This is a genomic window from Nitrosomonas marina, assembly GCF_900111605.1.
Classification (GTDB): Bacteria; Pseudomonadota; Gammaproteobacteria; order Burkholderiales; family Nitrosomonadaceae; genus Nitrosomonas; species Nitrosomonas marina_A.
Genome location: NZ_FOIA01000016.1, coordinates 14,927 through 25,593, shown reverse-complemented (window position 1 = coordinate 25,593; position 10,667 = coordinate 14,927). Strand labels below are relative to the sequence as shown.

The following is a 10,667-nucleotide window of genomic DNA, read 5'->3' as shown; positions in this document are numbered from 1 at the left end:
TCAGAACAAAGTTCAATTCAATATGAAGTCTTAATAATGATTCCACACTAGACAAAGCGCTGACTATCGATTTGCACTGAAAAGATAGCAGCAGTGTTCTTTGGTTCTATCAAATATCCAACAGGGGAAATCAAGTATGAAAACGCAAATTCAGAGTCAAGTCAAAACCCAAAAATTATTACTGGTGGATGCAGGCGTTCCTGCTGCGGAAACTCTATTGGTTGATATGCGGCCAGGCTACCAGATTGTTCAACTCACCGCCGATTCGGACGCTGTTTCACAAATTACTGACGCATTAACTGAGCACGCGCCTGTGAGTGAGTTAACGCTGCTGTCGCATGGACAGCCCGGACAGCTCGAATTTGCAAATCACCCGCTCGATCTGGCTGCATTGAATAAACGTGAAAGCGAATTGACTGAATGGCGCAACATGCTGACAGACAACGCCACCATTGCAATTTACGCGTGCCAACTGGCTGCCGGTAAAATCGGGCAAACTTTTATCGAGCGATTGGGTGAGTTGACCGGTGCAAAAATCGCTGCGTCGAGTCAAGTAATCGGTAAGGTGGAAGGTGGTTCAAATTGGTTTCTGGATTGTTTTACCAAGCCGTTTGAGGTGCTGATGCCGTTTGGTTTGTTTGCAACTGAGAAGTACCAGTATTCATTAGCGCCGATTTTATCTGTTGCTGGGGTGTCTATAGAGGAAGCGAGTACTGGTTTTGATCCCAATTTTTTGGAATTCGAAGTGTCTTTAACTGAACCCTCGACAGGCAACATAAGTGTGAAGTGGTTGAGCAGGCCGGGAACGACAGACGAATTGGATTTTAGCCGAGAGAGTTTTGAATCTGGCACATTAACGATCCCGGCTGGCGATACGACAGGTTTTATCAGTTTGCGGTTGAATGGGGATTCAAGCTTTGAAGTCGATGAAAGTGTTCAACTAGAGCTTTACAATCCGAATGGCGCAGAATTTGCCGATGGTGCAGACCGACTAAAAGCGACAGGCATTATTCTTGACGATGACAGTGGTACGGCCTTAACACGGGCTTTGTTTGTCAGTGATGCGGAAGTCATTGAGGGTGATAGCGGTACGAAGTCTGCGGTATTCAGTGTTAAATTATCGCGCCCGGCCAGTACCGATTTAAGCTTCGATTACCAGACTGTTAATGGTTCAGCCCAAGCGGGCTCGGATTTTGCGGCGGTCAGTGGCACACTGACTTTTCTGGCCGGTCAGACGGAAGCCTCTGTGAGTGTTGATGTAACAGGGGATACGCTGATTGAAGGTTCTGAGAATTTCACTATGCTGGTGCGCCCGCAAGCGGGTTCTGCATCGGCTATTGCTAATGGTGTAGATGGCGTGGCTGGTGAGGGTCGTATTATAGAAGATGATAATGCGGTTAATGCACAGCCAGTTATATCGATTCGTGATGTAACGATAAATGAAGCGAGTACGGGTTTTGATGTAAATTATTTAAGTTTTGCAGTTACGCTATCTGAACCTTCGACAGGCAACATAAGTGTGAAGTGGTTGAGCAGGCCGGGAACGACAGACGAATTGGATTTTAGCCGAGAGAGTTTTGAGTCTGGCACATTAACGATACCGGCTGGAGATACGACAGGTTTTATTAGTTTGCGGCTGAATGGGGATTCAAGTTTTGAGGCTGATGAAAGTGTTCAACTTGAGCTTTACAATCCGAATGGCGCTGAATTTGCAGATGGTGCAGACCGACTAAAAGCGACAGGCATTATTCTTGACGATGACAGTGGTACGGCCTTAACACGGGCCTTGTTTGTCAGTGATGCGGAAGTGATTGAGGGTGATAGTGGCACGAAGTCTGCGGTATTCAGTGTTAAGTTATCGCGCCCGGCCAGCACCGATTTAAGCTTCGATTACCAGACTGTCAATGGCTCAGCCCAGGCTGGTTCGGATTTTACGGCGGTCAGTGGTACGCTGACTTTTCTGGCCGGTCAGACGGAAGCCTCTGTGAGTGTTGATGTAACAGGGGATACGCTGATTGAAGGTTCTGAGAATTTCACTATGCTGGTGCGCCCGCAAGCGGGTTCTGCATCGGCTATTGCTAATGGTGTAGATGGCGTGGCTGGTGAGGGTCGTATTATAGAAGATGATAATGCGGTTAATGCACAGCCAGTTATATCGATTCGTGATGTAACGATAAATGAAGCGAGTACGGGTTTTGATGTAAATTATTTAAGTTTTGCAGTGACGCTATCTGAGCCTTCTACAAATACTGTGACCGTGGATTGGGATAGTCAGCCCGGGACGGTAAGTGCAAATGATTTTAGTCAGGAACGATTTGGGTCTGGCACATTAACGATCCCGGCTGGGGATACGACAGGTTTTATTAGTTTGCGGCTGAATGGGGATTCAGAGTTTGAAATTGATGAAAGTGTATTGCTTGAGATTTCCAACCCAGTCGGCGCGACTTTTTCAGGCCATGTCAATAAGCTGCAAGCCACCGGTATCATCCAAGATGACGAAGGCACACAAAACAAGCTTGGTTTGTTTGTCGCTGAAGAAACACAAATTGTCGAAGGCGCACCCAATAACACCCGTGATGTGGTTGTCCCTGTCCAGCTTTCCCGTCCATCCGATCAAACACTGACATTTCAATATCAAACTATCGGTGGCAGCGCGGTTGCCGGTCAGGATTTTACCGCGCAAAATGGGTCGGTAACGTTTGAGCCGGGCCAAACACAGGCTGCTGTGATCATACCGATCACTGGGGATAGTCTGGGCGAGACCCCTGAATCGTTTACGTTAAGTCTTACGCCGACGGCCGAAATTGCCAATGGTGTTGATGCGGCAACGGGTACGATTACCATTATTGATGGCAATTTGCCGCCACCGCCCGGCGAATTGCCAACCTTGACAGTGAATAGCGTCAGCGTCACCGAAGGCCCGGGCCAGACAGCTACGTTTACCATTCAAAGTTCAGCGGTATCAACTGAAACGATTACTGGCAGTTTTGAATTGATTGGTAATACAGCCACAGCAGGCAGCGATTTTCAGGCTGATTTTGGTACGTTTACGATACTGCCCGGCGGTACTGGCGGGCCGGTAGTTGTCGATATTTTGGACGATACGATTAGTGAAGAGACTGAAACGTTTCAATTACGTTTGTTTGATGTGAATAATGCAGTGTTGGCTGGAGGCGGAGACGAATTGCTAGCAACCGGGCAAATAATTGATAACGAACCGCCTCCTACTCCTGGAGATGCCGTGATTGTGCAACGTGGTGTCGTTTCCAGTGCAGCCGGTAATGATACTTATGTGTTGTCATCGTCTGTTGTGGACAGTAATGCGCGTATTACCATTTCGGATAATCAGGGTACTAACGAAATCCAACTGTTTGGAGGTTTAGGTGTTACCAATTCGATCATTGCATCCGATACCACGCGGCTGGATTTAAGCAACGGTGCGCAAATTACCATTCTCGGTGCTTCGTCATTCAATTATGAGATCAGCGGTGACCCGCTCGCTGGTATTCCGGGCACTATCAATAACTACACCAATTTTGTTGTCAACATACTCGGCAGCAGTATCCCACAAACCGGTACAAATAGCGGTGACGCGATCACCATTAATGAAGATGGTACGGTAACGCCTGGAGCAGATCCAACCGGTGGTGGAACAGGCGATCCTAATGACGATATTTTTATTGTACAGCGTGGTGTTGTCTCTAAAGTGGCTGGGGATGATACCTATATATTGTCATCGTCAACTGTTGACTCCAATGCGGAGATTACCATTTCAGACAGTCAAGGCGCCAATACCCTGCAATTGTTTGAAGGCTTGAGCATTGCCAGCTCGATTGTGGCTTCCGATACCGCGTTGCTGACGTTAGCCAATGGTGCCGAAATCACATTGCTAGGTGCATCGTCCTTCACCTATGAAACCGGCGGCAATCCACTGGCGGGTACATCAGGTCAAACAAACGGCTATACAAACTTTGTTACCGGCATATTGGGTACAACCGTGCCAAACACTGGTGAAGCACCGGCTAACGGCGGCGCTGTTATCATTAATGCAGATGGTTCAGCAAGTACTGCATCTGAAAATCAACGTAGTTTCCTGCGAACGCAAGATAATCAAATTCAGGAGGGAGATATCGAGTTGATACAAGCGCCGACTGCTCCAGATTTAATGCTGGGATAAAATCTACTCTAGCTTGTCGGGTGCTTGAATACGGATATCGGGCGCCTGGCAGCCTGGTTTGGTAAATTAATTTAAGAAGGAAACAAAAATGGCTCAACTTACCGGTGATGACTCAAACAACATATTAACCAGTACCACCAGCGCCGATACCATGTCCGGCGGTCTGGGTGATGATATCTACGAATTTGGCGGACAATTTGCTTCCGGAAATTCTGTGGTGGAATTGACTAACGAAGGCGAGGACACCATTCATATTCTGGATGACATTCCGGCTTCGGCAGTGCGGTTGATTAGTGGAAACGGTGCTTATAATAATCCATCCGACAGGCTCTGGATTGCTGCCGATGGCTTTGGCAGTATTGCAATTAATGGTCATCTGACACGTGCCAACGTGGAATGGCTGCAAATTGGTAACAATGCGCCTATTTCGCTCACCGGTGGCCTGACTATGACCGGCAGCAGCGGCGACAATTTTATGTTTGGCAGCGAATTTGACGATATCATCAATGGTGGCGAAGGTGGCGACACACTGACCGGCAGAAAGGGCGATGATACATACGAGTTTACCGGGCAGTTTGGTTCCGGTAATACAGTCGCTGAACTGACTAACGAAGGCGAGGACACCATTCATATTCTGGATGACATTCCGGCTTCGGCAGTGCGGTTGATTAGTGGAAACGGTGCTTATAATAATCCATCCGACAGGCTCTGGATTGCTGCCGATGGCTTTGGCAGTATTGCAATTAATGGTCATCTGACACGTGCCAACGTGGAATGGCTGCAAATTGGTAACAATGCGCCTATTTCGCTCACCGGTGGCCTGACTATGACCGGCAGCAGCGGCGACAATTTTATGTTTGGCAGCGAATTTGACGATATCATCAATGGTGGCGAAGGTGGCGACACACTGACCGGCAGAAAGGGCGATGATACATACGAGTTTACCGGGCAGTTTGGTTCCGGTAATACAGTCGCTGAACTGACTAACGAAGGTGATGACACCATCCATATTCTGGATGACATTCCGGTTTCGGCAGTGCGGTTGATTAGTGGAAACGGTGCTTATAATAATCCATCCGACAGACTCTGGATTGCTGCCGATGGCTTTGGCAGTATTGCAATCAATGGTCATCTGACACGTGCCAACGTGGAATGGCTGCAAATTGGTAACAATGAGCCAATTTCGCTCACAGGTGGCCTGACTATGACCGGCAGCAGCGGCGACAATTTTATGTTTGGCAGCGAATTTGACGATATCATCAATGGTATGGAAGGTAATGACCGCATAACTGCCGATGAGGGCAATGATACCATCGATGGCGGCGTGGGGTCAGACAGCGCGGTGTTTCCCGGCCTGTTTTCTCAGGCATCTATTGCTTACGCGCCCAATTTTAATACCTTTGTGGTGACCACGATTTTAGGTGGCACCGATATTATCACCAATACAGAAACATTTATATTTGATGATCGATCTGTAGCAAGCGCCGATCTAATCGGCGTTGTGGATACAGTTGATTCCTTGCCTTCATCCACGACACAGCCTGTACTTAGTATCGATGACATAACTGTAAGCGAAGGCCCCGGCACCAAAACAGCGACTTTCGTCATTGAAAGCTCTGCACCGGCTGCAGAAACGATTTCCGGAAACTTTGAAATTATTGCCGGCACTGCAACAGCCGGCAGCGATTTTCAGTCCGATTCAGGCACCTTTACCATTCCAGCGGGTGAGGCCAGCGCGACAGTTGATGTCACTATCCTTGATGACACCGCAGTAGAAAATACAGAAACTTTTCAGTTGCGACTATTCGACGTTAGCAATGCAGAACTGAGCGGTGGCGGCAGTACAGTAACGGCCACCGGCCAAATTACCGATACCGATAGTCCGCCGGATAATGGTAACAACACACCCGTTGATCCAGATTCTGACATCGCTATTGTGCAGCGTGGCGTGGTGTCAAAAGCAGCCGGGGATGATATCTATGTGATTTCTTCGGCAACAGTCGATCCGAATGCGAGCATTTCGATATCGGATGCGCAAGGTGCAAACAAGATTCAGCTTATCGATGGCTTGAATATTGAAAGCTCAATTGTTGCTTCCAATACGGCGCTACTCACACTAAGCAACGGTGCGGAAATTGTGATACTGGACGCGGCATCTTTTACCTATGAAACGGGGGGTAATCCGTTAATACCCACCTCGGGTGTAGTCAATAATTATGCTGATTTTGTGTCCAATATTTTGGGAATAAGTGTTCCTGCTGCAAGTGAAACGCCGAATAATGGGGGTGCCGTGATTATCGATTCCGATGGGGTAGCGAATGCATCGGCTATCATATCCGCATCTAAATTATTCCAACCGATTGAAGATGGCCAGATTGAGTTAATCCAGGGTGATTCATCAATAACCCTAGTTGATTTAATCATGTAGGACTCAATAGCAATATCAATATCGGCTGATTTTGAACGGATTGTCAAAATTCTTTTCGTGTCAGCCGATACAACGCGATTACAGACGCCTAAACTGTCTAGAGCTGCTTTGTAACGGCAGAAAGCTCATGAAAAAGGAAATTGTTTTGCCAAGTAAAAAATTGAATAACAATGTGTTGGATATAAAAATATGCATTGCATTATGAATGTTTTTTTAACCTGTTAGTACTCTATCATATTGATAGAGTACTGGTCAGTACATAAACGGCCCGATATCTGATAAGACAATTACAATTAGATCAGTCTGTAAATCTTAAACAGATAAGGTGTAAATAAATGGAGCAGACAATAGAAAATCCGATGTTACCACAGCTCACTGTTGACGATATTTTCGTAAATGAAGGTCCTGGAACGCAAACTGCGACTTTCGTCATTAATATTGATAGTCCTGCGGCCAAAGCAATCACTGGCAGCTTTGAGGTTCGAGAAGGATTTTCTAGTGCTGTTACCGGCGAGGACTTCCAAGCTGGTTCGGGTATCTTCACAATCCCTGTTGGTGAAACAAACACTACTGTAGAAGTCAATATATTTGATGATTTTATACCAGAAGAAAGCGAGTTTTTTCAATTAGTTCTTTCAGACTTGACTAATGCTCAGTTTTTAAACAGTGGCGGTCGCGATACTCCAGCATCTATTGTCGCCATTGGTACGATTCAAGAACCTATTCCAGAAAATGATCCGTTTGTGTTTTTGACGGTTGATGATATTACAGTATACGAACCAGCTTCTCTTCGTCCTCATGTGACAGAATTTTTAGTAGTAAGAAATGGCGCTACGACAGAGTTAATCACTGGCCAATTTGAAATGCTTGAAGATACAGCTTCGGTGGAAACTGATTTTTTTGCCGCATCAGGTATTTTCTCCATACTGCCATCACAGAAAACTTACGATACTGTTCGTATTGAAGTAAGGGTGATAGGTGATGGCTTGCCTGAAGATATGGAAACATTTCAATTGAAATTGTTCAATGTCGTTAATGCACAATTTGCAGACGGTAAAGATACGCTACTTGCGACGGCAAATGTTATTGATGCAGACAGCGAATCAATCGATGATGATTCAAATCCAGTCAGTTTGGACGCCCATATTGTGAATGTTCAGCGTGGCGTTGTTTCGAGCGCGGCCGGTAATGATACGTATGTGCTGTCATCGTTTGTGGTGGACAGTAATGCGCGTATTACCATTACGGATAATCAGGGTACTAACGAAATCCAACTGTTTGGAGGTTTGGGTGTTACCAATTCGATCATTGCTTCTGATACCGCGCGGCTGGATTTAAGCAACGGTGCGCAAGTTACCATTCTTGGCGCTTCATCATTCAATTATGAGATCAGCGGTGATCCGCTCGCAGGTATTCCGGGCACTATCAATAACTACACCAATTTTGTTGTCAACATACTTGGCAGCAGTATCCCACAAACCGGTACAAATAGCGGTGACGCGATCACCATTAATGCCGATGGTACTGCAAGCGCTGGAACGAGTGGTTCAACGGGTGGAGGCACTGCTGGTCCAAATGATGACATTTTGATTGCACAGCGCGGCGTTGTTTCGAAAGCGGCCGGTGATGATACTTATGTGCTGTCATTGTCTACCGTTGATGACAATGCGAAGATTACCATTTCAGATAGCCAGGGCGCCAATACCGTACAATTGTTTGAAGGCTTGAGCATTGCCAGCTCGATTGTGGCTTCCGATACCGCGTTGCTGACGTTAACCAATGGCGCTGAGATCACCGTGTTGAGCGCATCGTCCTTCACCTATGAAACCAGTGGCAATCCGCTGGCGGGCACATCAGGTCAAACAAACGGCTATACAAACTTTGTTACCGGCATATTAGGTACAATCGTGCCAAACGCTGGTGAAGCACCGGCTAACGGGGGCGCTGTTATCATTAATGCAGATGGTTCAGCAAGTACTGCATCTGAAAATCAACGTAGTTTCCTGCGAACGCAAGATAATCAAATTCAGGAGGGAGATATCGAGTTGATACAAGCGCCGACTGCTCCAGATTTAATGCTGGGATAAATCTGCTCCAGCCTGCCGGGCTGGTATAGTAAATTAATATAAGAAGGAGCAAAAATAGCGCAAATAATCGGAGAAAATATCACCCGACTGGACCAAATCAGGTGGATAATATGATAAATAAACAGATTTGACACTTTTCCTCAGCAAGAATAACAGATAAATGTTACTCTGATCCTAAATACCACTTTCGGCTTCAGGTGGCGCATCGGTCGGCCGGTGAAAGTCTTGTGCGGTAAATGCACGATTTTCAGTGATAGTAAGAGCTGTCATATTCTTTGCCTAATATGGGCAATATACATTTTCAATCATCGGGAAGTGTTTCACGTTACAAGTAACAAGAACTAAATTCTTCCACTCAGCTGAAGAAGCAAGCAGCGCATCTACGATACCGACATTATGGCTTTTTCCATATTGCCGCCGATACAGGCCACCCTTAATAGCAGCTTCATCGTTTAAAGGGATCACAGGGAAATGCTGCACCAGATTATCAAGCAAGGTACGTTCCCTTCCTTCTCGAACTCCTGCATATAATTCAGCAACAGTAAGCACTGAAAGAAAAGGCGGATTGTCTAATCCTTCCAAAAATTGTGCGGCTTTTTCATTACCACGGAAAAAATCAATTAGGATACATGTGTCCAGGAGATAGTGCGCCATTGCTAACGATCGAACTCCTGGCGAATAGTTTTCATCCGATGTTCTACGTCTTTGTCATCCGCCCATATACCCTTCATGTCATGCAATGTCTGTTTCCAATGATAAGGCGTGACATTCTTTTGTTCCAACAACAAATCAACAGCCTGACGAATAAGTTCGCTTTGACGTGATCCAGAAGAAATAGCAAGAGACTTAAGAGCCTGTTCTTGTTCCTTAGATAGATAGACTTGTGTACGTATCATAGATTCTTGTTTCATATACATTACTGTATATGTTTAATGAAAATTATACAAGTCTTATTTATATTGTTTGTTATCAAAAAACAGCTATTGATAACGAGCTTAGCAGAAGGGGTTCTTGCAAAATTATCATGTACAAACTAAAAAAATTTGGCATCAACCCTTATTACCGATTTTTTGGGGCAACAATTCTGAATTTTTGTCGCTACGGGGCTCTGTGCCATCACTTTTTTCATAATTTGTACACACTTATCCTCTCAATTGCTAAGATTGATGACTAAAAATAGCTCGAAACACTCTTATGTAATGAAAGTCATGAGTTGATTCGCTGTCAGTGCAAGAATGCCGAACATTAAATGGCACATGACCTTGGTATGACCACGTACACGTACCATACGACCGCCAAATTCATCTTTCAATTGCGCATTAACGTGTTCAACCGTAATTCGTTCGTTATAACGGATTGCTTCAGCTGGTCTGTGGCCAACTAATCGGCAGCGTTTATTTTCAGCTGCAATTTCCTCTTTTAATGCCGGGTTTCGACGTGGGTTCACATCAATTAGCGATACATGCCCCAGCTGTTGGCAGGCCTCGCGAATCTGCAGCACATCATAGGCAGAACCCATCAGGTCATACAGATTAATGACGCGCTCATCACTCATGTGCATTAACGGGATGGCTACTTGACTGTCATATGTCGATGCCGATGTTAGTAGTTCACTCACCGGTATGCCACCGTCTGCCACGTCAAGATGCAACTTGTAACCAATGCAGTTCTCTTTGTAGCCCTTGCTATTTTTTTAGTAACAACATCACAAGCCATTGGTAAATCCATGATCATCCCAGATTTTCCGTTCGGAAAATTTCTAATGGAAGCCATTAGATAAACTTGTTGAATATAAAGTTGTTTCTGTAAATTTGAGTTGCTTAAATCTGCAATTTTTTCTTCCAGGAGATTTCGACAAAAGTTGTTTATTTGATTGGTTTTTCTGATTGGTTTTTCGTTATTGGGAAATCGCTAATGGAAAATCTGGGTTCAACCATGCTTGTGATAAAGTCTCATGCAGCCTGCTAATGTATCA

General features: G+C 45.5%; 6 protein-coding genes. 3 read left to right on the top strand and 3 right to left on the bottom strand.

Translation table 11 applies throughout. The features are described 5' to 3' along the window. The first annotated feature begins 136 nt into the window (after nucleotides 1-136). The 3 genes from BMY62_RS08660 (at nucleotide 137) to BMY62_RS08650 (ending at nucleotide 8,692) form a co-directional block, all read left to right on the top strand. Entirely contained in the window at nucleotides 137-4,177 is a 4,041-nt protein-coding gene (locus tag BMY62_RS08660; protein ID WP_090658677.1) for a Calx-beta domain-containing protein, read from the top strand. 88 nt (nucleotides 4,178-4,265) lie between these two features. Next, entirely contained in the window at nucleotides 4,266-6,605 is a 2,340-nt protein-coding gene (locus BMY62_RS08655; RefSeq protein WP_090658675.1) for a Calx-beta domain-containing protein, read from the top strand. 335 nt (nucleotides 6,606-6,940) lie between these two features. After that, nucleotides 6,941-8,692, top strand: a complete 1,752-nt coding sequence (locus tag BMY62_RS08650) for a Calx-beta domain-containing protein (protein ID WP_090658674.1) — start codon at nucleotides 6,941-6,943, stop codon at nucleotides 8,690-8,692. Nucleotides 8,693-8,971: 279 nt separating this feature from the next. On the opposite strand, the gene BMY62_RS08645 is transcribed toward BMY62_RS08650, so the two are convergent. From BMY62_RS08645 to BMY62_RS08635, 3 genes are all read right to left on the bottom strand, one after another. Continuing rightward, entirely contained in the window at nucleotides 8,972-9,346 is a 375-nt protein-coding gene (locus BMY62_RS08645) for a type II toxin-antitoxin system VapC family toxin (protein WP_090658672.1), read from the bottom strand. A gap of 2 nt (nucleotides 9,347-9,348) precedes the next feature. Further along, nucleotides 9,349-9,603 (bottom strand): ribbon-helix-helix domain-containing protein, encoded by a 255-nt coding sequence (locus BMY62_RS08640; protein ID WP_218142958.1) that lies wholly within the window; start codon nucleotides 9,601-9,603, stop codon nucleotides 9,349-9,351. Between the two features lie 281 nt (nucleotides 9,604-9,884). Next, nucleotides 9,885-10,310, bottom strand: coding sequence for a transposase (locus tag BMY62_RS08635; RefSeq protein WP_256207515.1), 426 nt, complete (start codon nucleotides 10,308-10,310; stop codon nucleotides 9,885-9,887). Nucleotides 10,311-10,667: the final 357 nt, after the last annotated feature.